Origin of the sequence: Arthrobacter sp. Marseille-P9274, assembly GCF_946892675.1 — a bacterium.
Taxonomy (GTDB): domain Bacteria; phylum Actinomycetota; class Actinomycetes; order Actinomycetales; family Micrococcaceae; genus Crystallibacter.
The window spans coordinates 753,828-777,194 of record NZ_CAMPOV010000002.1; the positions used below are offsets into that span (position 1 = coordinate 753,828).

Sequence of the window (23,367 nt, forward strand, 5' to 3'; positions counted from 1 at the left end):
CGCCCTCCGGCGGCCGGACCGGTTAAAGTCCGTTGGGCCCCTGCCGAAGCAGAGGCCCAACGAATCAGTCCAGCGAGGGACGAACTAGCCCGCGACGACCTGCAGGTCGATGACGGCGGAGACGTCCTCGTGCAGGCGCACGTTGGCCTGGTAGTTGCCGACCGACTTGATGTGCTCAGGCAGTTCAACCTTGCGCTTGTCGATGGAACCCAGTCCTGCGGCCTCAACGGCGGCAGCAATGTCGCCCTGCTTGACGGTGCCGAACAGGCGTCCGGACTCGCCGGCCTTGACGGTCAGCTTGACCGGCTTGGCGGACAAGGTTGCAGCCAGCTGCTGTGCCTCTTCGAGGGAGGCAATTTCGCGGGCAGCACGTGCAGCCTTGATGGACTCCACCTGCTTCTCGCCGCCCTTGGACCAGGTCAGGGCGAAGCCGCGGGGCAGAAGGTAGTTACGGGCGTAACCGTTCTTCACCTCAACGACGTCACCTGCGGTACCGAGACCGGTCACTTCGTGGGTCAAAATGAGCTTTGCCATGTTGGTACTCTCTCCTCTTCGCTTCGCTTAGCCGCGGCCAGCGCCGGAGTAGGGCAGCAGTGCAACTTCGCGGGCATTCTTGATTGCCAGGGCGATCTTGCGCTGCTCCTGCACGGTTACACCGGTAACGCGGCGGGCACGGATCTTTCCGCGGTCGGAGATGAACTTGCGCAGCAAGGCTACGTCCTTGTAGTCGATGACGGTGACGTCAGCGGCCTTCAAGGGGTTGGACTTTGGTTTGGGCTTACGGAGTTCAGCCTTAGCCATCGTGGAGCTCCTTTATCTTGTGGAGCCCGCAGAACGTTTCTGCGGGATGGGGTCGACGGCGGTTGCCGCCTTGGGGTGAGGGACGCCCGGGGCGTCCCTCGGGTTTAGAAGGGAGGTTCGTTGGAATCCGGGCCGTTGCCCCAGGTGTTGGAGCTTCCGCCACCGGTCGAGGCACCCCAGGGGTCTTCCTGCGGGGAGGACTGCTGTCCGCCGCCCCAACCTTGGTTGGAGTTTCCGCCGAAGCCGCCCTGGCCTCCGCCACCGAAGCCGCCCTGGCCTCCGCCGAAGCCGCCCTGCCCGCCGCCGGAGCGCTGGGTGCGGGTGACCTTGGCCGAGGCGTAGCGCAGCGAGGGGCCGATTTCGTCGACCTCAAGCTCGATGACGGTGCGCTTCTCGCCTTCCTTGGTTTCATACGAACGCGACTTCAGCCGGCCCTGGACGATCACACGGGTTCCCTTGGTCAGGGTCTCGGCGACGTTCTCGGCGGCCTCGCGCCATACCGACGCCCGGAGGAACAGGGTTTCCCCGTCCTTCCATTCGTTGGACTGGCGGTCAAAAGTGCGCGGCGTGGAGGCAACGGTGAAATTCGCCACTGCCGACCCGGACGGAGTGAACCTCAGTTCGGGGTCGCTGGTCAGATTGCCAACTACGGTGATGACGGTTTCGCCTGCCATGGTGCCTCCTGATGTCTCGCCCCGTCCGGAAACCGGCGGAGCTGCGTTCGTAAAGAGTGGGCCCGGTTCAGCGGGCCCGAAGATCTATGCCGGAGCTACCGAAGTTACTCGGCGGAGATCTTCTGCTCCTCCGGGCGGGTGATCTTGGTGCGCAGGATGGTCTCGTTGAGCCCAAGCTGGCGGTCAAGTTCAGCAGCGGTAGCCGGAGTAGCGGTGAAGTTGACGACCGCGTAGATGCCTTCGGACTTCTTCTTGATGTCGTAGGCCAGGCGGCGGCGACCCCAGATATCGACCTTGTCGATGGTTCCACCGTCATTGCGGACGACGTTCAGGAACTTATCGAGCTGCGATTCCACGGTACGCTCTTCGACCTCGGGGTCGATGATTACCATCAGTTCATAAGCACGCATGTGAACCCACCTCCTTTGGGCTAAGCGGTCACGGTCTTTCCGTAACAGGAGGTTCTATTGCGTTGTCCGCGTGCAGAACCGCCGGGCCGATCAGGTGCTTTGGTTATTCTCACCAAGATTAGCTGCCGGCGGGCGCGGCACAGACCTATCGAGCTTAGCGGATACCCCGCCTGCCGCGTAAATCCGGCCGCCGCAGTACTCCTCCACAGGGGCGTCGGCTACTGGGTCAGCCCCTGCACATCGAGGACCTCGCAGCGCTGCACCCACCATTTCTCGCAGCCGACGGTGAGCACCGCGATGCCGGGATCACCGAAGCCGGTGTCGACCGCGGCGCTGACCTCGACGACGGACAGCTGCTCAATGCGCTCTGTGCGGACGGAGTCGGTGATTTCGAACGTGCCCGGGACCTGATCCTCCAGGTAGGTCGAAGCGCTGAGGGCGGCCTGGTCCGTGGCGGAGTTCAGGTGCGCCAGCTGGGTCATGACTAAGACCGCCACGACCGCGAAGGCGCCGGCGGCCACCAGCGTGAAGCCCAGCGCGGCCGCCAGGTTCCGGCCCACCGCCTGCCTCTTGCCGGCCGGCGACTCGGTCTCTTCTTCGTGGACCCGCTGGTCCAGCTCCTCTAAGTTCACAGTGCCCGCGCCTCCCCCTGCTCCAGACAGCCAACTCTAGTCCGAAGCACCTTGGGAAAGGACTGGGTCGAAGGTCAGTAGTCCAGGCCCTGGGTCGGAACCACCAGCCCGGTTTCGTAGGCGTAGACCACGGCCTGCACGCGGTCGCGCAGGTGCAGCTTGGCCAGGATGCGCCGCACATGGGTCTTCACCGTCGCCTCGGACAGGAAGAAGCGGTGCGCGATCTCCGCGTTGGACAGGCCTTCCGCGATGGCGCCCAGCACCTCGAGCTCGCGGGGCGTGAGGTCGTCGAGCAGCGGGTCCCGCTGCGGCGGGGCGGCCGGGCCGCCGGCAGGCAGCCCGCGGACGTAAGTTTCCAGCAGCCGCTGCGTCACGCGCGGCGCCACGACGGCATCCCCGCTGGCGACCAGGCGCACCGCCTGCACGAGTTCCTCCGGCGCCACGTCCTTGAGCAGGAAGGCGCTGGCCCCGGCCTGCAGCCCGGCGAAGGCATATTCGTCCAGGTCGAAGGTAGTCAGGATGATGATCCGCGCGTTCAGGCCGGCCTCGGTGATCCGGCGGGTGGCCTCGATGCCGTCCAGCACCGGCATCCGCACGTCCATCAGCACCACCTCCGGCTCGAGCCGGCGCACCAGCTCCAGTGCCTCGGCACCGTGCGAGGCCTCGCCGGCGATTTCCACGTCGTCCTCGCCCTCGAGGATCAGCCGGAAGCCCATTCGCAGCAGCGGCTGGTCGTCCACCAGCAGGACCCTGATCGGGTCCGGCGAACCTGTATTTTCCTCACCCATGTGCAAGCTCCTCCCCCGGCCAATGCAACGTTGCTTCAACTATCCAACCACCCCCGGGCCGGGGCCCGCAGGCCACCTGCCCGCTGTAGATGGCCGCGCGTTCCCGCATGCCCGCGATCCCCTGCCCGGCACCCAGGGACTTCACGTTCGCCGGGGCACGGCCGTCGTCGGCCACGCAGATGTACACCTGGCCGTCCGAACGCGCCACCGTCAGCTCGACTTCGCTCATCCCGCGGGCGTAGCGCAGCACGTTGGTCAGCGACTCCTGGATGATTCGGTAGGCGTTGAGCCTGAAGTTCGGGTCCTCGGGCAGCGGCGGCCCGCTCGTGACCACCTTTAGCGGCAGCCCGGCGGCGCGGAAGCCCTCGACCAGGTCCGCCAGCTCGCTGCCGGCCGGTTCCAGCGGCGCCATGGGCTGCTGGCCGCCCTCGCGCAGCACCCCGAGCACCCGGCGCATGTCCGCGAGCGCGGTCCGTCCGGTGGTGGAAAGCTGTCCCAGCACCTCGCCGGCGCGCTGCGGATCCTTCTTAACGACGACGGCGGCCCCGTCCGAGAGCGCGACCATCACCGACAGCGAGTGGGCAACGACGTCGTGCATTTCCCGGGCGATCCGGTTGCGTTCCTTCGCCGAGGCGAGCATCGCGTTGTCCGCCGCCCAGCGGTGCAGCTCCATGTCGTGCAGCCGGTCCCGCCGGACAGTGACACCGATACCCGCCGCAATCACGTTGAACAGGATCATGATCACGCCGGAGACCAGGCCGACGTACGGCGGCAGTTCGCCGGAGGCGATGCTCTCGGAGATCTCGGGCGGCAGGTTGATCCCCATGGCGGCCACCAACAGGGCCCCGGCAACGACTGCGCTGGCCACCGCGACGGCGGCGCGCACCGTCGTGGCGAGGGTGTAGATGGCAATCCAAATCCCGATGGAGCTGCTGCCCGTGCTGGTGTACAGCACGGTCAGGACGTCGCTCACCGCGGCCACGGCCAGCACGGGCCATGGGAAGCGCCGCCGGAAGACGAGCGCCGTGCAGACCGCCAGCAGCAGGACCAGGGGCAGCCACTCCCCCTTGCCGAGGGTGACCACTACGTTCGGCAGGCCGAAGAGCGCGGTGGCGGCAATCAGGACCCAGTCCATCGCGACCGGGTGGGCATGGAAGTAGCGGCGGATCGGGCCGCGGCGCTTGGAAGAGATTTCGGCGAAGGAGACGGCGGCCGTTCGCTCCGCTGTCTCCTTCGCCGAAGACTGTGCACTCATTCAGATGAGCCTATAGGTAAGGGATCAGACATCCCGGGTCTTGGTCGTGAAGGCCGCTGCCACCAGCAGCACCGCTGCCCAGGCGGCCATGACCAGTCCGCCCTGGAGCTGTGTCAGCGCGTCCTCGGGGATCTGCAGCGCCACCAGCTGGCGGCCTGCGTTGGAGGGCAGGAAGGGCTCGACGCCGTCCTTCACCCAGTCGAACTGCAGCATGCTCGCGACGATCGGCAGCACCAGCAGCAGGGCGACCAGCGTGACGATGCCGCCGGCGCTGTTGCGCAGCAGCGAGCCTAGCGCCAGGCCCATCAGCGCCACCAGGGCAAGGTAGACGCCGGAGAGCAGGACGGACTGCACCAGGTTCTCCACGTCCAGTCCGTACTCCAGTCCGTACTGGGAAAGCACCGGCTGGCTGACGAAGTAGGTGGCGAAGCTGGAGACGACGCCGACGATGGCCGCGACGACGGCGACGACCACGGCCTTGGCGGCGAGGGCGGGAATCCGCCGCGGCACCGCCGTCATGGTGGAGCGGATCATGCCGGTGGAGTATTCCGAGGCGATCAGCAGGACGCCCAGGGCGCCGATGATGAGCTGGCCGAAGTCGAGGCCGCCGGTCGCCATCATGGGGATCATCGACGGATCCAGTCCGACCGAGGCCGGGTCCTGGCCGTCCGCGCGGAGCTGCTCGATGCCCGAACCCATGCCCCAGGCACCGAGCACGCCGATGCCGATGCTGACGGCGACGGTGGTCGCCAGCAGGATCCAGGTGGAGCGCAGGGTCGTGAACTTGATCCATTCCGAATGCAGGACGCGGGCGAAGCTGACGCCCTTTCCGGAGACCCGCGCGGCGGGGCGGTTCATGGTTGCGGTGCTCATGGCCTTACTTCCCTTCCCCGGAGGCTGCCCCGGCGCCGGCCAGGACTTCCTGCGGCCCGGCTGCGGTGCCGGTGTTATGGGTGTCGATGTTCTGCGAGTGGTACTCCACCTCGTCCTTGGTCAGCGCCATGTAGACCTCCTCGAGCGAAGCCTGCAGCGGCGTGAGTTCGTAGACCAGGACCTGGTGGTCCAGCGCCGCCCGGGCGATGGTCCGGGCGTCGACGCCGGCGATTTCCAGCAGGGCGGCGTCCCGGGCCTCGATCGTGACGCCCTCCGCGGCCAGCACGCGGCCGAGCACCTCCGGCTGGTCCGTGCGGACGCGGGTGCGGAGCTGGCCGCTGCGGGCCAGGAAGTCCTGCATCGAGGCGTCTGCGATGATCCGGCCACGGCCGATCACCAGCAGGTGGTCGGCGGTCTGGGCCATCTCGCTCATCAGGTGGGAGGACAGGAAGATCGTGCGGCCCTCGGCGGCGAGGGCGCGGACCAGATTGCGGACCCAGAGCACGCCTTCGGGGTCGAGGCCGTTGACCGGCTCGTCCAGGATGACGGTCTGCGGGTCCCCGAGCAGGGCGGCGGCGATGCCCAGCCGCTGTCCCATGCCGAGCGAGAATCCGCCGACCCGCTTCTTCGCCACGGCGCCCAGGCCGGTCAGGTCGATCACCTCGTGGACGCGCTTCTTGGCGATGCCGTGCGTTGCCGCCATGGCCCGCAGGTGGTTGTAGGCGCTCCGCGAGGAATGCACCGCCTTGGCATCAAGCAGGGCACCGACTTCGCGCAGCGGCGCCCGGTGCTCCGCATAATGCCGGCCGTTGACCGTGACGTCGCCGCCGGTCGGACGGTCCAGCCCCATGATCATGCGCATCGTGGTGGACTTACCCGCACCGTTCGGACCGAGGAAGCCGGTCACTTTGCCGGGCTGCACCGTGAAGGAAATCCCTTGCACCGCAGGTTTCTTGCCGTACATCTTGACCAGGCCGCGTGCCTCGATCATGTTTGCCGTCCTTAGTTTCGGGTTGGGGGCCAAGAGATTTCCCCGCACTGACTACGCTACGGATCGGACGGCGCGCGGTAACCGCACCACGGGATGATCTTGCCAACCGCCGTCGTACTCCTCAGGGACTACGCTATGGCGCGGGGCGGACGCGCCGCTGCCGGGTGATCCCCTGAACGCACCCTGAAGGCGACCCTGAGGTCAGCCCCGGACGGGCTGCTGTTCCCGGGCCGCCGGCGCGGTGAGCAGGGACGCGACCATGAGCACCGCCACGGCCAGCAGCGCATTGCGGATGCCGACGTGTTCGCCGAGGAAGCCCAGGAACGGCGGACCGGCGAGGAAGGCCACGTAGCCCAGCGTGGACACCACGGAGACGCGCTCGGCGGCGAGGGCCCGGTCATCCGCGGCGGCGGACATGCCCATCGGGAAGCCCAGCGCCGCGCCGGCACCCCACAGCACCGCGCCGGCAACGGCCAGCGGGACGGAGGGGGCGAACACAAAGACCAGCAGTCCGGCGAGGGCGACGGCCATGCTGGTGCGCAGCACGGCCACGCGCCCCCAGCGGTCGATGAACCGGCCGCCGACCAGCCGCAGCAGGGTCATCGCGGCGACGAAGATGCCGAACATCACCGCGCCCGTCGCCTCGGTGGCGTCGAGGCCCGCCACCGTGGCCTGGGCGATCCAGTCGTTGGCGGCGCCTTCGGTGAGGGCGGCGCCAAGAACGACGACGCCGATCAGCACCGTGCGCGGCTCGCGCCAGGGGGCGAACCGGCTGCGCCGGGACTCGCCGTCGTTAAGCCGCTCCGGGGCGTGCGGCAGGAAGTACTTCGGCACCACCAGCAGAACCACCGTGACGATCACCGCCAAACAGAGCAGGTGGACGGCGAGCTGCACGTTGAGCACCGAGAGCCAGGCGCCGATCATCGCCCCGGCGAACGCGCCGAGGCTGAAGGCGGCATGGAACTGGGGCATGATGGTGCGCAGCAGCCGCCGCTCCACGTCCGCACCCTCGATATTCTGCGCCACGTCCCACCACGCCACCCCGATGCCGTAGCAAAAGAGCGCCGCGGCGGCTCCGGGTGCGGAACCGGCGAAGAGGGCCAGCGCCAGGCCGGAAGCGGCAATGGCCGCGACGACGCCGCCGGCCCGCACCGTATTGGCGGTACCGATCCTGGCGGCGATGGGGCCGGCCAGCGGCAGGGACAGGACGGAACCGAGTCCGAGCGCCAGCAGGAGCAGCCCGATCTCCCCGGCGGTGATGTCCAGCGCGGTGGCCGCGGCCGGAATCCGGGCGGCCCAGCTGGCGAAGACGAGCCCGTTCAGGCCGAAGACGGCGAAGGTGGCGGCGGCCGCGGTCCGGGCGGTCCGATCCGCGCTCACGGGCGACGCTTCCAGGGGTCTCGATGCACCGTTCCAGTCTGCCATCGGCGTCCGGCGGGTCCAGCCCGCAACACGAACCCGCCCCGCGGGCGGAGAGTGCCGGCTTGCGGGCTCCGTGGGCAGGGGCATCGTTTTGGCCCCGGACGCGCGAAATGGCCTGAAGTCAGGCCTCCCCAGTAGCCAACTCACTTCAAGCCATTTCGCAAAAGCAGCCGCGAATCTCAGATGTTGCCACCTCAGCCGGTCACCCGGCCGCCCCCAAGCGGATTATGCTGCTGCCGGTTGCGGGCCGGTTTCCCTTTCCGCTTCCAACACAATTAGTGTGGCCGATCCATGGAGCGTTTGACCATAGCCTGCCACCCTAGTTCACAAACGCTGGGGTAGCCTTGGGATCCACGTTCCCAGGAAGCGCGCCGGTCGAGGTCCTAGGGCGCGCACCAGTCGAGCAGCTTCGGCAGAGGCCAGGTGTTGATGATCCGCTCCGCCGGGACGCCGTTGCGGGCGGCGCGCTCGGCCCCGTACTGCAGGAAGTCCAGCTGGCCGGGCGCGTGGGCGTCACTGTCGATGCTGAAGAGGCAGCCCGCGTCGAGGGCCAGCCGGATCAGGTCGTCCGGAGGGTCCTGGCGTTCCGGACGGGAATTGATTTCGACGGCGACGCGGTGCTCGGCGCAGGCGGCGAACACTCGCTCGGCATCGAACTCGGACTGGGGGCGGGTGCCGCGGGAGCCTTTGACGAGCCGCCCGGTGCAGTGGCCGAGCACGTTGGTGTGCGGGTCCTTGATGCCCTTGAGCATCCGCCGCGTCATCGGGCCCCTCTCGGCGCGCAGCTTGGAGTGCACGCTGGCCACGACCACGTCCAGCCGGTCCAGGAGTTCGGGCGCCTGGTCCAGCTCGCCGGACTCCAGGATGTCCACCTCGATCCCGGCTAGCAGGCGGAAGCCGTCCCCGCCGCCGTCGTTAATGCCCGCCACAACGTCCAGTTGCTGCTCCAGCCGCTCGGGGCTCAGCCCGTTGGCGATCTTGAGGTTGGGCGAATGGTCCGTCAGCGCCAGGTACTCCCGGCCCAGCCAGCGGGCGGCGGCGACCATCTCCTCGATCGGAGAGCCGCCGTCCGACCAGCTGCTGTGGCTGTGCAGGTCCCCGCGCAGTGCCGCGCGCAGCTCGGCGCCGCCCTCGGCGAGCGGCGCCGCCGAGCGTTCGCGCAGCTTGGCCAGATAGTCCGGCACCTCGCCGTCGACCGCCTGGCGGATCACCTCGAAGGTCCGCGCGCCGATCCCCTTCATGTTCTTGAGCCGGCCGTCCCTGGCCCTGGCCGCCAGGTCCTCCTCATCCAACCCACCGATGGTTCCCGCGGCGCGGCGGAAGGCCTGCACCTTGAAGCTCGGGGCCAACTCGCGCTCGAGCCAAAACGCGATCTCATTGAGGGCGTCGACAGCATCCATGGCACCATCTTCCACCACATGCCGCCGCCCGGGGCGGGGAACGTCGCTTCGGGTCAGGCGTCGTCCCGGGCGAGGTTGCTGGAGAGTCCGCGGTGGGCGTCTGCCTGCTCCTGGAGTTCCTTGGCCCGGGTCTCAAACACCTGGACGGCGTCCGCCCCGGCAGCGAACCGCAGCGGCGGTTCATCGAGTTCGGTTAGCTGGATGAGGGCGCCGGCGAGCTTGACCGGGTCCCCACCCTGCTTCCCGTCCATGCCTTGCCAGGCCGCGACGGTCTGCCGGGTGCGCTCGGCGTAGTCCTCAATGGTCGAATCCGCGTAGCTGGTGGATTCCGGGGTCAGCAGCTCTGTGCGGAAGAATCCCGGTTCCACGATCATGCTGCGAATGCCGAACGGGGCGACCTCAGGCGCCAGCGACTCCGCCCAGCCCTCCACCCCGAACTTCGATGCGGCATAGGCCGTGAGGAACTCCCCACCTGTGATGCCGGCGGTCGAGGAGATGGTCATGATCAGCCCGGAGCGCTGCGCACGCATGACCGGCAGCGCCGCCCGGGTAACGTTAATTGGCCCGAACATGGTGGTTTCGATCTGTTTGCGGAAGTCCTCCGGGCTGATTTCCTCGAAGAACCCGGCATAGAAATTGCCCGCGTTGTTCACGAGCACATCGATTCGGCCGAACCGGTCGACGGCGGCCCGGACTGCCCGTTCCGCCGCGGCCGGGTCTGTGACATCGAGCTTCACCGCCAGGAGGTTCTCATCTTCTCCCACCGCCCCGGCCACCTTGTCCTGGTCGCGGCCCGTGGCAACGACCAAGTGGCCGGCGGCCAGCGCCGCCTTCGCAATGTCCGTTCCCATCCCGCGGCCCGCGCCGGTGATGAACCAGACCTTCTTCTCAGTCATGGTGTCCTTCTGCTCAGTCATTTGATGGCTTGGCCTTTCCTGGGTTGGCTTTTCTTGGCGGCGCCTGTAGGCGCGCCTCAAGGTCGGTGGAGCCGCCTGCAGGATCGCCGGCGGCAGTAGTTTCGGGCGGCGGGGCCGCCCAACTGGCTAGGAATGCCAGCGCGTTTTCCGATGCGGAGCCCGGCTCCGCAGTGAAGGTGAATAGGGTTTGGCCCTCGTCGCCCGGAAGGTCCAATGTCTCGTACTGCAGGGACAACTCCCCGGCGACCGGGTGGCGGAAGCGCTTGGTCCCCGTGGTGTGGATCCGCACGTCGTGCCCGGCCCACAGCGCCGCAAACAGCCCGCTGCGCGTGGTCAGCTCCCCTACGAGCTCGTTCAGCGCCCGGTCCTGGGGGTTACGGCCCGATTCCAACCGCAGCATCGCCACAGTGGCGGCCGCGATCGCGCGCCAATCGGGATAAAAGTCGCCTGCCCCAGGATCGAGGAAGAGATACCGTGCCTGGTTGGGCAGCCGGCCCGGAGCATCCGTCCCTGACGGTTCCGTGAAGTCGAAGACCGGCGCGTAGAGGGCACGGCCCAGCAGGTTTGCCGCGAGCACGTCCGAACGACCGTTCTGCACCATGGCGGCGACACCGGTCATGCTCCCCAGCAGGCGCACCACGCCGGCGCGGACCCGTTGCTGCGGCGGCCGGCGCCTTGCCCGCCGCGACGGAACGTTGGCACCCCGCGCCAGGTCCATCAGGTGCGCCCGCTCGGCTTCGTCCAGCTGAAGAGCGCCGGCCACGGCCTCGAGGACAGAGTCCGAGACGCCGCGGATGCTGCCGCGTTCCAGCCGCGTGTAGTAATCCGTGCTCACCCCGGCGAGCTGCGCCACCTCCTCCCGGCGCAGCCCCGGTACACGACGCAGCTCCCCGTAAGTCGGAATGCCGGCGAGCCCAGGGGTGACCTTCGCACGGCGCGACATCAGGAACTCGCGAATTTCTTCTTTTCTACCCACAATCACCACGCTACGCAGGCCGCACTGTGGATGGCAGTGTCTGTCAGACACCCCCACATCTGCCGAAATCAGCAGGGCCGTACCGGCGATTTCCTTCATCAGCAACCCGCCAGGTACCCCGCTGCCATGATGGAAATCTGAGACCCACGTGTCAGACGAAGCTGCGGAGGATGCTGTGGACAAGAACGACGAACATATTCTCGGCGACCAGGTGACGCACGTGGTCCGGATCGGCAACACGGTGCGCCGCCCGGTACGGGAGTTCACGGCGACCATCCAGGCCTATCTGGGACACCTGCGGGATCGCGGTTTCCAGGACGCGCCGGTTCCGCTGGGCTATGACGACGCCGGACGGGAGGTTTTGTCCTTTGTCCGCGGCGAGGTGCCGCTAGAGCCCCTGCCCGAGGCCGCCACGGGAGTGGACGTGCTGCGGTCGCTGGCCCGGCTGATCCGGCGGCTGCACGACGCCGCCGAGGGCTGGGTTCCGCCGCCGGATGCGGTGTTCGGCGGCATTCCCGGCGGCCGTCCCGATGGATTGGAGCCGCTCTTCGCAGCACCGGAGCTGGTGTCGCACCAGGACTACTGCCCCGGGAACGTGGTGTTCCGCGCCAGCCTTCCTGCGGCGCTGATCGACTTCGACCTTGCCAGGCCCACCACCCGGGTCGCCGATCTGGCCAACGCCCTCTACTGGTGGGCGCCTCTGCTGCATCCGGCGGACCGCGCGCCGTCGCTGCGCGATGCGGACATCCCGGCGCGGGTGCGCGCCTTCGCGGACGCCTACGGCCTGGACCGGGAGCGGCGTCGGGCCCTCACCGACGTGGCCCTGGTCCGCAGCCGGAACGCCCTGCTGACCATGGCTGCGGCCGCCGGGGCGGACCCGGTGTTTGCGCGCTGGTGGGAAGAAGGCCTGAAGGACAAACTGCCGCGGGCCGAGGCCTGGCTGCGCTCGGCTGCCCGGCCGATCAATGACGCCCTGCTGGACTGACGGCTTAGTTGTACTGGGACATGACGTTCGTCGGGGAACGTTGTGCGACGCTGGATGCATGGATCTTGAGGTGTCGCATGCGCTCACGATTCCCGCGGCGGAACTCAGGTGGCGGTTCTCGCGTTCGTCGGGGCCGGGCGGCCAACACGTCAACACCTCGGACAGCCGTGTCGAGCTCTCATGGAATATCGACGACTCGACGGCGCTTTCGGAGGGCCAGCGGCTGGTCCTGGCCGCGCGCCTTAAACAACGCCTCATCGCCGGAGCGATCACCGTGACCGCCTCCGAGCAGCGTTCCCAGCTGCGCAATCGCGAGATCGCCCTGGCCAAGCTCCGCGACCTCGTCGAAGAAGGTCTTGCTCCCGAAGGTCCCCGCCGCCGCGCAACCAAACCCACCCGGGGCTCGAACCGCCGGCGCCTCGCGGCCAAGGCGCAGCGGGCGGCGACGAAACAGCAACGAAGGCGGCCCCCTGCCGAGTAGCACCCGGTCGGCACTCACCCGAGGGGCAGCCGGGGCACCTGGCCCACAGGCACCGGGGGCTGACGGCTAGTCCCGCGCGTCCATCGCCGAGGCGAGCTGCTTCCGGGAGGAGATCTCCAGCTTCGGGTAGGACCGCGAGAGGTGCCACTCCACGGCCTTGATGGTGATGAAGAGTTCGGCGGCGATCTGCCGATTGGTCATGCCCTTGGCTGCCAGCGAGCAGACCCGGAACTCCGCCGCGGTAAGCCGGTCAGCCTTGTTTTCCGCGAGCAGCGGCAGCTGCGCTTCCTGCCCCGCCAGGAGGGTGCCCAGCCGGCGCGCCACCGCGGCGGCACCGATCCGGTTGCCGAGCACAAGCCCCTTGCGGGCCGCGGCGAGCCCTTCCTGCCGGTGGGCCGCGAGGAAGGCGCGGTCCTCCCCCAGCAGGCAGATCTCGGCCAGGTCCGCGAGGGCGAGGGCTTGGGCATACCGCCCCTCGTGTGCCTCGAGCAGTCCGATGGCCTCGTGCAGCATGGACACCGCCGTTTCCGGCGGCTGGGCCAGAGCCGCCACACGCAGCGTGACGCCGGTGAGCCGGGGAGCGCCGAAGCCGCGCACCCGTTCCAGGGCCTCGTCAGCCAGTGCCGCGGCATACTCCGCCTGGCCAAGACGGGCGGCGGATTCGATGGCGCTCCGGGTCCAGGCATTCAGCGTCGGGCCCAGGCCCGGCGCCAGGTCCATCGCCGCCGTGAAGTGCTCCAGGGCTGCGGCGTGGTCCCCATGCGCGGCCCTGACCGTCCCGTGCAGCTGCAGGGCCATGGCCTGCACCAGCGGAACCCGGTCCTGGTCCAGCGGAACCCGGCCCAGCAGCGCATCCGCGGCCGGCACGTCATCCCGGGCGATGTACACGCTGGCCAGCAGGAAGGCGGCGACCTCGAGGTAGGTGCGCCAGCCGCTCTCCGCCGCCCGCAGGCTCGCCTCCAAGTCCACCTGGGCCAGGCGCAGCCGGCCGCGGTTCAGGTGGACCGAGCCGCGGCAGTACGCCAGCGTGGCGTGCGCCATGACCGAGGAATTGGCCCGGGCCTCGGCGATCGCCGCGTCCAGCAGTTCGAGTGCCTCCGCGTCCCGCTCCCCGGCGTTGAGCGAGCCCGTGACGTAGTTGATGATGTTGGATTCGGCGCCGTTTTCCGCCAGCAACCGGCCCTTGCCGAAGGCCCGCACCCCCAGCTCCCCGCTGAGCCTGGCGTTCTCCCCCATGATGGCCAGCCGCAGCGCCTCCTGGGCGAGTAGCAGGCGGTCCCCCGGGCCGTCCTCCGAGGGGTCCTGGGCGAGGATCCCGGCAAGCTCCGCGGAGTACCGCTCGGCGACTTCCATCTGCTGGAAGCCCGCCCCGCTGGCCAGGGCGACCACCCGCCGTCGCAAATCCGGATCGGGGTCCGGGTCCCGTTCCACTTCCTCCAGCGCCTGCGCGAAGTACTTCGACGCACGCTCCAGCTGGTTGACGTTGTAGAGGGTGACGGCACCTTCCAGCAGCAATTCCACGCGGTCTTCGGTGCCGTCGGTCAGCTCGAGCGCCGTTACGCCGTACTTCTCCGCGTCTTCAAGCCGGCCGCTGCCGGCATTGGAGTGCGCCGCCTCGATGAGCAGTTCGCGACGCAGCTCCCGCGGCAGGTCGGACTCCGCCATGGCCCTTTCGCAGTACTGTGCGGCGAGCGCATGGGCCCCCTGCCGGCGGGCCTGTCCGGCGGCGGCCAGCAGCGTCCGGACGCCTTCCTCGTTCCCGTCCGGCTCGGCCTTGAGCAGATAGCCGGCGACCAGCGCCGGGTCCGCCCCCTCCGCCATCAGCACCCCGGCGGCCCGGCGGTACAGCGGCGGAACCGCATCCCCGAGATCGGCGAGCAGCGCCTCGCCCACCAGCGCGTGCTGGATGGCGGGCCTTGGCTTGGCGCCCGCGAGGAAGCGTGCGGCACGGAGGCGGTCCAGGATGGCGCCCAGGCTGCCCGCGTACGGCTTCGCCAACGCCTTCAGCCGCGGCATCGTGGCGTCTTTGCCCAGTACGACGACGGCGCTAAGCACCACACGCTCTTCTTCCGTGAGCCGGCGCAGGCGTTCGGTAAGGACGCTCTCCTCGCTTCCGGCCGCCTCCGGCCGGGCCGCTGCCACGTCCCGTTCCAGCAGCTCCTCGACGAAGAACGGCACGCCGCCGCTGGCCGCCTGTATCCGCTCGGCATCGATCCGGGCGGCGTCCGCCTGGCGTTCCACGATCCAGGCCTGGATCGCGGCGGAGGTCAGCGGCTTCAGCTGCCAGTGCAGCGGGACGCCCGACGCGCTGTCCCTGTTTACGCGGGAGCCGTTAGCGCGCAGCAGGCCCGCGGTGTCGAGCCCCTCCGGATGCTCCGAACCCGGCCCCGTCCGCACCCCGCGCAGGAGCAGCACCGGTACGTCGATCAGGAGGCTGCCGATGTCCAGCAGGGCCGCAAGCGAGAGCTCGTCCAGCCACTGTGCGTCATCCACGGCCGCCACGATGGGCCGGGTCTGACTCCGCGAACGCAGCACCCAGGCCGCCGAGTAGCTGAGGGCATCGCGCTCCGCGGGGACACCGGTGGAGGCGACGAACTTGTGCAGCATGGCGCCCTGCCCGTCGAAGGGCGGAGAACCGGCGGGAATCCGCTGGACCAGCGGCGCGAACCATTGCCAGAGCATGGCACCGGGCAGCTGCCGCCGGGCGTCGCCGGTGGCCCGCATGACTTTCCAGCCGCGCGCGGCGGCGTCCGCACAGATGGCGTCCAGCAGGGAGGTCTTGCCGATTCCGGAGGGCCCGCTGATGGTCAGCTCCGCGTCCCGGCCGCCGGCCACCGAAGCGGCCAGTGCGCGCCAGTGCGAGAGCTCCTCATCCCTCCCGAAAAGCCGTGGCTGTCCCATAGACCCGATCGTATGGCCGGCTCCGACAAATTGTGATTGATGCGTCACTTTGACGCGCCGGGAGTCTTTCTCCGGTTCACATTTCCGTCAGGCTCAGTCCTCCGGCACGCAGCGGTTGCGCAGTTCACCGATCCCCTCGACGCGCGTGACCAGTTCGGCCCCGGCCGGAATCCATTCCCGCGGCTTGCGCGCCAGGCCGACGCCGGCCGGCGTTCCGGTGGCGATCAGGTCACCCGGCTCCAGGGTCATGAACTGGCTGATGTAGGAGACCAGCGTGGCGCAGGAGAAGATCAGGTCCGCCGTGGTGCCCGACTGCTTCTGCACGCCGTCGAGCTCGCATTCGACCGCCAGTCCCTTCTCCGGGTCCAGTTCGTCCGCGGTGACGACGACGGGGCCCACCGGCGTCATCCGGTCCCAGTTCTTGCCCTGGAACCACTCGGACGTCCGGCCCTGCCAGTCGCGGACGGAGACGTCGTTCATTACGGTGTAGCCGGCGATGGCGTCCTTCGCCGCGGCCTCGTCCGCCTTGCGCACGGTTTGCCCGATGACGACGGCCAGCTCGGCTTCCCAGTCGATCTTGCTGCTGGCCTGCGGCATGACGACGTCGTCCGCCGGGCCCACCAGCGAGTTGTGGAACTTGGTGAAGATGGTCGGGTACTTCGGCACGTCCTGCCCGACCTCTTCGGCATGCGCATAGTAGTTCAGCCCGGCGCAGAGGATCTTGCCCGGCCGCAGGATGGGCGTTGCCAGCTCTTCGGCGTCGGGCTCCGGTCCCGGCTCCCCCGCCAGCGTCCGCCAGTCGCCGCGGGCCAGCAGCTCGCCCACGTCCTTGACGGGGAGATAGGCAGTGCCGGCCTCGTCCTGCCGGAAAGCCTGCGTGCTCCCGTCCCGCCGCACCGTACCCAGACGCATCCGGTCCTCCTGTCCGCGGCCCAGGCGCCGCCGTCGTTGTTTGTCCGTTGTCGCTGATGGCGGGGATAACCCGCCCCTGTGGCAGACTACCCGCTCGCCTGGTGCGTGCCGGGCCAAAAGTCACGGTGAGGTGTTGACCTGCGGACATTCCGGCGCGCTTCATTGATACAACCGCAAAAACGGTCTGGACCATCCTGGGAGCGCGTTATGCATCCTGCTGTCATAGACCCCAACTCGACCGACATCGCGCCGGTGGCCTTCCACCCGGTGCTGTGGGTGGCGGCGGCCTGCGTATTCGCCGTCATCATCCTGCAATCGGTGATCTACCTCAGTGCCATCCGCAAGGCCGGCGCGGCGGCCCACCTGACCGATCAGCAGGTGGGCCGCGCCGTCCGTGCGGGCGCCGTGGCGGCCATCGGCCCCTCGCTGGCCGTCGCGCTGGTGGCGGTCTCCCTCCTGCCGCTGTTCGGCACGCCGGCCGTCCTGACCCGCATCGGCCTGGTGGGATCGGCCGCCTTCGATGTCGCGGCCGCGGGCCTCGCGGCGGGAACCCAGGGCGCCGAGCTCGGCGGTCCGACCTACACGCAGAAGGTCTTCGCCATCGGGTTCGCCGCGATGACGCTCGGCGGGCTCATGTGGATGGTCGCGGCGCTCGTCCTCACCCCGATCCTGTCCAGGGGCGACAAGGCGCTGCGCAAGGTCAATCCGGCGGTCATGACCGTCGTGCCCGCCGCGGCCCTGCTCGCGGCGTTCTTCACGCTCGCCTTCGCCGAGACGGTCAAGTCGCCCGTCCATCTGGTGACCCTGCTCGTCTCGGCGGCCGTGATGGGCCTCTGCCTGCTCGGGGCCAGATACCTCAAGAAGTCATGGCTGCACGAGTGGGGGCTCGGGATCGCGATCGTCGTGGCCCTGGCCGTCGCCTATTTCATGACCGCCAAGTAGGAGGCCAGGAGACCACATGTCCTCGCAGACCGGCAACGCACAGCTCACAGGGCTGGCCCAGTTCGACCGCACCACGTCCATCTGGGGCCCCATCACCCTGGCACTCGGCTTCCTCGTCTCGCTCGCCGCCGCCCTCTTTGTCGCCTTCGGGACCGGGCTGGGAATCACCGGCGCGGAGTTGTGGAAAGCCGTCGGCCTCGTCATCGTCACCTTCGGTGTCATCGCGGTCGTCGAGCCGATTGCCTACTATCCGATCCTCGGGCGCTCGGCGATGTACCAGGCGTTCATGATCGGCAATATCGCGAACAAGCTGCTCCCGGCGGCCCTCATCGCCCAGACCGACCTGGGCGAGAAACCCGGAACGCGCCGCGCCGAGCTCATCTCGGGCGCCGCGATCATCGGCGCGGCGTTCATCCACCTCATCACGCTCGTGGTCCTCGTTGGCGTCCTCGGCACGTTGCTCCTTGGAGCGCTCCCGCCGGACCTCGTCGCCGTCGCGCGGCTCTACATCCTGCCGGCGGTGTTCGGTGCCGTCACGGTCCAGGCCGTCGTCACGATGAAGAACGCGCGCATCACGATCATTGCCGCCGTCATCGCGGCGGCCCTCGTGTTCGTCGTCGTCCCGCTGGTCCCGGCCCTTGCGAACGCGGCCACCGCCATGGCCGTCGTCGTCTCGATCATCGCCGCGTGGTTCCTCCGCAAGCGCACGGATGGTCCGCCCGCGGCACCGCAGTCCATCGGCCACTGACCTTCCAAGTACGTGCCGCTCACCGACGCCGAGGCGAACATGCGCGACGGCACACTCACCGCGCCGCAGCCGGTGGCGGGTTGACCGCGTCGGCTGGTGGAAGGCGCTACGGCTTCAGCGACGGCATCGGGAGGCCGAAGACGTCCTTCAGCGCCAGCCGGGCGGCGTGGTAGCCGGCCATGCCGTGCACTCCCGGGCCCGGCGGAGTGGCGGCGGAGCAGAGGTAGACGCCGCCGAGCGGGGTCTTCCACGGCTTGGTCCCGGGGACGGGACGCGCCAGCAGCTGGCGGATGTTGACGGCGCCGGTGCCGAAGTCGCCGCCCACGTAGTTGGGGTTGTAGGCCTGGTAGTCCATGGCGCTCATCCCGCGGGAGGCAATTACGACGTCGGAGAAGCCGGGGGCTGCTTCCTCCAGTTGCGCGGTGATCACCCCGGTCATGTCCAGCGTGGAACCCTGCGGGACGTGGCAGTAGGCCCACAGGATGTGCCGTCCGGCCGGGGCGCGGGTGGAATCGAAGACGCTGGGCTGGGAGACGAGCACGAAGGGCTTGGCGGCATGCCGGCCGCGGGCGATCTCGTGCTCCGAGGCCGCCACCTCGTAGCGCGTGCCGCCTAGGTGCACCGTGCCGGCGCGGGCGAGGTCGGGCTCGGCCCACGGCACCGGTTCCGACAGGATGAAGTCCACCTTCGCGGCCCCGGGCCCGTACCGGTAGGCACCCAGGGCTGCGGCGTAGCTCCGGGGCAGGCGGCCGCCGGCCAGCCGGAGCAATTCCTGCGGTGCGGTGTCCAGCAGGATGGCGTCCGCGTCGGTCAGGTCGGCCAGCGAGTCCACCCGGTGCCCGGTGACGATGCGGCCGCCGTGCGCGGCAACGTCCTGCACCATCGCGTCGATGATCGCCTGCGAACCGCCGACCGGGAGCGGGTAGCCGACGGCGTGGGCAAGGGACCCGAGCATCAGTCCGGCGCCTGCCGCGACCGGACGCTGCACACCGCCCGGAGTGTGGGCGGCCACCCCGGACAGCAGGGCCGGAGCGAAGTATTCCTTGAAACGCATATCCCACCACGGGCTGCCCTGTTCCAAGGTGCCCAGTCCGTAGCGCAGGGCCGAGAGGGGATGATGCGGCACGCGCAGCAGCTGGTTCATGGTCAGGTCCAGCAGTTCGGCGGAATGGCGGGCCAGCGGTTCCATCAGCGCCCGGTAGGCGGGGCCGTCAATGCCGAGCCGCCCGGCCGTCCGTTCCACGTCTTGGTATGCGAATGCGACATGGTCCGGTCGGACGACGTGGGCATAGGCGATCTCGGGGTGGATCATGTCGACCCGGTCCGCCAGTCCGAAGTCGCGGAAGAAGGGCGCCGCCACCGCCATTGGATGCACGGCGGAGCATACGTCATGCCGGTGCCCCGGCTCGATGAGTTCCAAGGTCCGGGCGCCGCCGCCGGCAGTGGAGGCAGCCTCGTAGACGCTGACATCCAACCCGGCTCTGGCCATGATTACCGCAGCGGCCAAACCGTTGGGGCCGGCCCCAACCACTGCTACCTGTCCGCGTGCCATCAGTCCCGCCTTCCCTCCGCCGCGCTGGCTATCGGCTGTGCGCGATAGCGCCAGTCCAACACAAACCTGTCCGGAGCGTTGTCGAACGGCCCGCCCTGGGGGTCATCAACGTCCAGCCTCCGCACCACGTCATGCTCCGGATGGAGCATGGAGCGCACCACCCGGAACATCAGATATGCCGTGGCAGCAATATGTCCCAGGACGGCAAGGACGTAGTAGGGAGTGTCGATGTTGTGCTGCGGCTCCCCGCCACTGGTGATCCGGCCAAGGTACATCCAGATGGCCCACCAGTGCAGCACTTCGAAGAACTGCCAGAGAAGGAAGTCGCGCCAGCGCGGATGCGCCAGCGCGGCGAGGGGAACCAGCCAGACCACGAACTGCGGCGAATAGACCTTGTTGGTCAGCACGAACGCGGCCACGACCAAGAAGATAATGCCGGCCAGCCGGGGCCGCCGCGGGGCGGACAGGACCAGCACCGCGATGGCCAGGCAGGCCGCCAGGAACAGCAGGAGCGAGAGCGTGTTGGCCGGACCCGGCCCCAGTTGAGGCAGCCCGCCGCCCTCGGCCGTGACGTTGTAGGCGTACCAGAGAGAGGAATAACCGGCCTCGCGGTCCCGGGTGTAGCCGAGGAAGTGCGCCCAGGACTCGAAGCCGGAGACCATGAAGGGGACGTTGACCAGCAGCCAGACTGCCGCGGCCGAACCTCCTGTCACCAGCAGCGGCCGGAACCGGCCCGTGCGTATCGCCAGGAGGAGGATGGCGCCAAGCATCAGCACCGGGTAGACCTTGAGGGCGGCTCCGAGTCCGATCAGTACGCCGGCAGCCACCAGCCGCCCGCGCGCGAAAGAGAGCATGGCCAGAGCCAGCACCATTGCCGGCCAGAGGTCCCAGTTGACGGTGCCTGCCAGCACGATGCCCGGGGCCACCGCGACCATGGCCGCATCCCAAGGCCGCCGATGGCACATCCGCGCCGTGGCTATAACCGTGATGATCCAGACCACCGCCGCCAGGGTGGCATTGACGTCGAAGTAGGCCAGGGTGCGCTCCGGCGACGCCCCGGCGCCCGGCACCAGCAAAGCCGTCGCCCCGGCCAGCAGGCCCATCAGTACCGGGTATTCGAAGGAACTCCCCGGGGTGAGGAACGGCAGCACGCCGTCGGCCAGGCCACGGGATTCGAACAGGACCGGCCAGTCCGAATAGCAGCCCATGTAGAAATAGTCGGGCAGCGCCCAGCCGGCCACCCGGCACGGCGTCTTGGCCAGCACCGACAGCAGCGCGGCCAGCGTCGTCAGCAGGATCAGCACTCGCTCCACGGTGAAGAAGCCGGGCCGGACGATCCCGGGTGCGGTGCGGCGCCCCAGCGGGCCGCCGACGAATTCCGTGAACCGCCTCAGCAGCGGGTCATTGCGGCTGGGCACCACGATGCGCAGCGGGAGTCGACGGCGGGAGGAGGGCCCGGGCATGGCACCAACACTACTGGCGGCGCGTGGTTATCGCCGCAGGTTAACAAAACGTTGACTGGCGGCCACCTTCCCGTAACCGCCAGCACACCGTCCGGCCATTGAAGCTCCCTACGGTTGACCCAATGAGCAATACCCACCCCCACCAAGTACTGGTGGTGATCCCCGCCCGCGGCGGTTCGAAGGGGATCCCCTTCAAGAACCTCAAACCCGTTGCAGGACGCTCCCTGGTAGCCCGCGCCGTCGAGGCCGCACGGAACGCCGCCCGGGTGACGGACGTCGTCGTCAGCACCGATTCGCCGGATATCCGGTTCGAGGCCGAGCGCTTCGGCGCCCGCGTCATCGAACGCCCCGCGGAACTCTCGGGCGACACCGCCACCAGCGAGTCGGCCGTGCTGCATGCCCTGGCGAACACCGGCACGCGGCCTGAGGTCACGGTACTCATGCAGTGCACCTCGCCGTTCATCGATTCTGCGGATCTGGACGCGGCTATCGCCTCCGTGCTCGGCGGTGCGGACGTTGCGTTCTCCGTCGCAGAGAACCACAACTTCCTCTGGGCCAGGGACGCCGGCGGCACCGTCACCGCAGTCGGCCACAGCGCCGATTTCCGCCCCCGCCGCCAGGACCGCGAGCCGCAATACCGCGAGACCGGGGCCTTCTACGCGATGCGCACCGAGGGCTTCCTGGCCCGCGGGCACCGCTTCTTCGGCCGCCTCGAGTTCCAGATCGTGCCGGCGGAGCACGCCATCGAGATCGATTCGATCGAGGACCTGGAGATCGTCCGGGCGATGGATTCGCGTCCGGAGTCCACCGGAATCGACGTGGATGCGCTCGTCATGGACTTCGACGGGGTGCACACCGATGACCATGCCTTGGTCAACTTCCAAGGCGAAGAATTCGTCCGGGTCAGCCGCTCGGACGGAATGGGGGTGGCCCGGCTGCGCCGCGCCGGAATCCCCCAGCTGATCCTCTCCACCGAAACCAATCCGGTGGTGACCGCCCGGGCGAACAAGCTCGGCGTCGACGTCGTCCAGGACGTCTCGGACAAGGCCGCCGCGGTGACCGAATGGATCACCGCGAACGGGCTTGATCCAGAACGCGTTGCCTTCGTGGGCAATGACGTGAATGACCTGCCTGCCATGGGCCGGGTCGGTTGGCCAGTGGCCGTGGCGGATGCCCGGCCTGAGGTCAAGGCTGCAGCGCGCATTGTGCTGCAGCACAACGGCGGCGAAGGCGCAGTGCGCGAAATCTGCGAACGCGTCCTGGCCGCACAACCGGCAGCCCAACCGGCAGCCACAGCAATTCAATCCCGATGACAGAAAGAGCTTCGCTGATGACCACCGAAACCACCGCCCCCGCCGGAGCCCCGGCCCCCGTAGCCATCGGCGACGTCCAGGTCGGCGCCGGCCAGCCCGTCTACGTGATTGGCGAGATCGGCATTAACCACAACGGCGACATCGAAATCGCCAAGCAGCTGATCGACGTTGCTGCCGCCGCCGGCGCCAACGCCGTGAAGTTCCAGAAGCGCACCCCGGAAATCTCCACCCCGGTCGACATGCGCGACAAGATGCGCTCCACCCCCTGGGGCGACATGACCTACCTGGACTACCGCTACCGCGTCGAGTTCGACATGCCGATCTACCAGAAGCTGATCCAGCACGCGGCCGACAAGGGCCTGCACTGCTTCGCTTCGCCGTGGGACGTGCCCTCGGTCGCCTTCATGGAGGAAGCCGGCGCGCTGACCCACAAGGTCGCCTCCGCCTCCGTCACCGACATCGAGCTGCTGACCGCCCTGCGCGAGACCGGCAAGCCGATCATCCTCTCCACCGGCATGTCCACCATCGAGCAGATCGATAAGGCCGTCGAGACCCTGGGCACCGACAACCTGATCCTGATGCACGCCACCTCCACCTACCCGCTGCCCCCGGAGGAGGCCAACCTGCGCATGATCACCACGCTGCAGGAGCGTTACCAGGTTCCGGTCGGCTACTCGGGCCACGAGCGCGGCCTGCAGATCTCCCTGGCCGCCGTCGCACTCGGCGCCGTGACCGTGGAGCGCCACATCACTCTGGACCGCACCATGTGGGGCTCGGACCAGGCCTCCTCGCTCGAGCCCAAGGGCTTCGAGTCCCTGATCCGCGACATCCGCATCCTCGAAGACGCCATGGGCGACGGCGTCAAGAAGGTCTTCCCGGGCGAGCTGGCGCCGCTGTCCCGCCTGCGCCGGGTGGACGGCTAAGTTAGCCC

The 23,367-nt window shown here is 68.7% G+C and carries 23 protein-coding genes; 6 read left to right on the top strand and 17 right to left on the bottom strand.

Features of this window, described 5'->3' with window-relative positions:
- Nucleotides 1-84: 84 nt before the first annotated feature.
- From rplI to OC550_RS16765, 13 genes are all read right to left on the bottom strand, one after another.
- Nucleotides 85-534, bottom strand: coding sequence for a 50S ribosomal protein L9 (gene rplI, locus OC550_RS16705; protein ID WP_262107040.1), 450 nt, complete (start codon nucleotides 532-534; stop codon nucleotides 85-87).
- A gap of 27 nt (nucleotides 535-561) precedes the next feature.
- Nucleotides 562-801, bottom strand: coding sequence for a 30S ribosomal protein S18 (rpsR, locus tag OC550_RS16710; RefSeq protein WP_026543915.1), 240 nt, complete (start codon nucleotides 799-801; stop codon nucleotides 562-564).
- Between the two features lie 104 nt (nucleotides 802-905).
- A complete protein-coding gene (locus OC550_RS16715) occupies nucleotides 906-1,475 on the bottom strand; it encodes a single-stranded DNA-binding protein (protein WP_262107041.1) in 570 nt (189 codons plus the stop codon).
- A gap of 104 nt (nucleotides 1,476-1,579) precedes the next feature.
- Complete coding sequence (gene rpsF, locus OC550_RS16720; RefSeq protein ID WP_262107042.1) at nucleotides 1,580-1,885, bottom strand: 30S ribosomal protein S6; 306 nt, start codon at nucleotides 1,883-1,885, stop codon at nucleotides 1,580-1,582.
- Nucleotides 1,886-2,103: 218 nt separating this feature from the next.
- The gene (locus tag OC550_RS16725; RefSeq protein WP_262107043.1) at nucleotides 2,104-2,517 is read right to left on the bottom strand and encodes a hypothetical protein; all 414 of its coding nucleotides are present in this window, start codon (nucleotides 2,515-2,517) and stop codon (nucleotides 2,104-2,106) included.
- Nucleotides 2,518-2,591: 74 nt separating this feature from the next.
- Entirely contained in the window at nucleotides 2,592-3,305 is a 714-nt protein-coding gene (locus OC550_RS16730; RefSeq protein ID WP_262107044.1) for a response regulator transcription factor, read from the bottom strand.
- A complete protein-coding gene (locus tag OC550_RS16735; protein WP_262107045.1) occupies nucleotides 3,298-4,560 on the bottom strand; it encodes a sensor histidine kinase in 1,263 nt (420 codons plus the stop codon). Before OC550_RS16735 ends, OC550_RS16730 begins: the two co-directional genes overlap by 8 nt.
- 24 nt (nucleotides 4,561-4,584) lie before the next feature.
- The gene (locus OC550_RS16740; protein ID WP_262107046.1) at nucleotides 4,585-5,433 is read right to left on the bottom strand and encodes an ABC transporter permease; all 849 of its coding nucleotides are present in this window, start codon (nucleotides 5,431-5,433) and stop codon (nucleotides 4,585-4,587) included.
- A 4-nt stretch (nucleotides 5,434-5,437) separates the two neighbouring features.
- Nucleotides 5,438-6,424, bottom strand: a complete 987-nt coding sequence (locus OC550_RS16745) for an ABC transporter ATP-binding protein (protein ID WP_262107047.1) — start codon at nucleotides 6,422-6,424, stop codon at nucleotides 5,438-5,440.
- 201 nt (nucleotides 6,425-6,625) lie between these two features.
- On the bottom strand, nucleotides 6,626-7,933 hold the full coding sequence (locus OC550_RS16750; RefSeq protein WP_368736943.1) for an MFS transporter: 1,308 nt from the start codon (nucleotides 7,931-7,933) through the stop codon (nucleotides 6,626-6,628).
- A 296-nt stretch (nucleotides 7,934-8,229) separates the two neighbouring features.
- Nucleotides 8,230-9,246: a PHP domain-containing protein gene (locus OC550_RS16755; RefSeq protein ID WP_262107049.1), complete on the bottom strand. Its 1,017-nt coding sequence runs from the start codon at nucleotides 9,244-9,246 to the stop codon at nucleotides 8,230-8,232.
- A gap of 53 nt (nucleotides 9,247-9,299) precedes the next feature.
- Nucleotides 9,300-10,163 carry an SDR family NAD(P)-dependent oxidoreductase gene (locus tag OC550_RS16760; protein ID WP_262107050.1) on the bottom strand — a complete coding sequence of 288 codons (864 nt, stop codon included), beginning with the start codon at nucleotides 10,161-10,163 and terminating at the stop codon, nucleotides 9,300-9,302.
- Complete coding sequence (locus tag OC550_RS16765) at nucleotides 10,156-11,139, bottom strand: helix-turn-helix transcriptional regulator (protein ID WP_262107051.1); 984 nt, start codon at nucleotides 11,137-11,139, stop codon at nucleotides 10,156-10,158. Before OC550_RS16765 ends, OC550_RS16760 begins: the two co-directional genes overlap by 8 nt.
- A 148-nt stretch (nucleotides 11,140-11,287) precedes the next feature.
- On the opposite strand from OC550_RS16765, the gene OC550_RS16770 reads away from it, so the two are divergent.
- Both OC550_RS16770 and arfB read left to right on the top strand, forming a co-directional pair.
- Nucleotides 11,288-12,124 carry a phosphotransferase enzyme family protein gene (locus OC550_RS16770; protein WP_262107052.1) on the top strand — a complete coding sequence of 279 codons (837 nt, stop codon included), beginning with the start codon at nucleotides 11,288-11,290 and terminating at the stop codon, nucleotides 12,122-12,124.
- Nucleotides 12,125-12,182: 58 nt separating this feature from the next.
- On the top strand, nucleotides 12,183-12,605 hold the full coding sequence (gene arfB, locus OC550_RS16775; RefSeq protein ID WP_262107053.1) for an alternative ribosome rescue aminoacyl-tRNA hydrolase ArfB: 423 nt from the start codon (nucleotides 12,183-12,185) through the stop codon (nucleotides 12,603-12,605).
- A 66-nt stretch (nucleotides 12,606-12,671) separates the two neighbouring features.
- Here arfB and OC550_RS16780 read toward each other — a convergent pair whose 3' ends face one another.
- Entirely contained in the window at nucleotides 12,672-15,506 is a 2,835-nt protein-coding gene (locus OC550_RS16780; protein WP_262107054.1) for a LuxR family transcriptional regulator, read from the bottom strand.
- 93 nt (nucleotides 15,507-15,599) lie between these two features.
- A complete protein-coding gene (locus tag OC550_RS16785) occupies nucleotides 15,600-16,418 on the bottom strand; it encodes a fumarylacetoacetate hydrolase family protein (protein ID WP_262107055.1) in 819 nt (272 codons plus the stop codon).
- 207 nt (nucleotides 16,419-16,625) lie between these two features.
- On the opposite strand from OC550_RS16785, the gene OC550_RS16790 reads away from it, so the two are divergent.
- Both OC550_RS16790 and OC550_RS16795 read left to right on the top strand, forming a co-directional pair.
- Entirely contained in the window at nucleotides 16,626-17,360 is a 735-nt protein-coding gene (locus OC550_RS16790) for a DUF5058 family protein (protein ID WP_262107056.1), read from the top strand.
- A gap of 16 nt (nucleotides 17,361-17,376) precedes the next feature.
- Nucleotides 17,377-18,108 (top strand): hypothetical protein, encoded by a 732-nt coding sequence (locus tag OC550_RS16795; protein WP_262107057.1) that lies wholly within the window; start codon nucleotides 17,377-17,379, stop codon nucleotides 18,106-18,108.
- 106 nt (nucleotides 18,109-18,214) lie between these two features.
- Here the strand turns inward: OC550_RS16795 and OC550_RS16800 are convergent, their stop codons facing one another.
- Nucleotides 18,215-19,660, bottom strand: a complete 1,446-nt coding sequence (locus tag OC550_RS16800) for an NAD(P)/FAD-dependent oxidoreductase (RefSeq protein ID WP_262107058.1) — start codon at nucleotides 19,658-19,660, stop codon at nucleotides 18,215-18,217.
- Nucleotides 19,660-21,123: a glycosyltransferase family 87 protein gene (locus OC550_RS16805; protein ID WP_262107059.1), complete on the bottom strand. Its 1,464-nt coding sequence runs from the start codon at nucleotides 21,121-21,123 to the stop codon at nucleotides 19,660-19,662. The genes OC550_RS16800 and OC550_RS16805 overlap by 1 nt, the downstream gene beginning before the upstream one ends.
- A 122-nt stretch (nucleotides 21,124-21,245) precedes the next feature.
- Between OC550_RS16805 and OC550_RS16810 the strand changes: the two genes are divergently transcribed.
- Both OC550_RS16810 and OC550_RS16815 read left to right on the top strand, forming a co-directional pair.
- Nucleotides 21,246-22,436 carry an acylneuraminate cytidylyltransferase gene (locus tag OC550_RS16810; protein WP_262107060.1) on the top strand — a complete coding sequence of 397 codons (1,191 nt, stop codon included), beginning with the start codon at nucleotides 21,246-21,248 and terminating at the stop codon, nucleotides 22,434-22,436.
- A 17-nt stretch (nucleotides 22,437-22,453) separates the two neighbouring features.
- Entirely contained in the window at nucleotides 22,454-23,359 is a 906-nt protein-coding gene (locus OC550_RS16815; protein ID WP_262107061.1) for an N-acetylneuraminate synthase family protein, read from the top strand.
- Nucleotides 23,360-23,367 lie beyond the last annotated feature (8 nt).